1 protein-coding gene is annotated in these 353 nt (G+C 43.3%); it reads left to right on the top strand.

What is annotated here, in order from left to right; genetic code table 11:
* A partial coding sequence (locus JUI58_RS01490; RefSeq protein WP_204101972.1) for a Uma2 family endonuclease occupies window positions 1–353 on the top strand: 353 nt, incomplete at both ends.

Genomic DNA, 353 nt, shown 5'->3' on the forward strand with positions numbered 1-353 from the left:
AACTCAACAGGAAGTTATCGAACAAGAAGAACCTCAAAGACAAGCTCCAGATGTGATGGTCGTGTTAGGACGACCGAAAGGCGATCGCGGTTCTTATCTGCAGTGGGAAGAGGATAATGTTGCCCCGCAAGTGGCTTTTGAAATCCTATCTCCGGGGAATAGGAAGAAAGATATGGAGACCAAGTTTAAGTTTTATCAAGAGCATGGAATTGAGGAGTATTACCTTTATAATCCCAAAAAGAATCGCTTACAAGGATGGTTGAGAAAGGGAAAGAAGTTGGAGGCGATATCAGTGATGGAAAATTGGAGAAGTCCACTTTTGGGGGTAAGATTTAGCACGAGTGAGGGAGATT

The sequence above is a fragment of the Spirulina sp. CCY15215 genome (genome assembly GCF_016888125.1).
GTDB lineage: Bacteria > Cyanobacteriota > Cyanobacteriia > Cyanobacteriales > Spirulinaceae > CCY15215.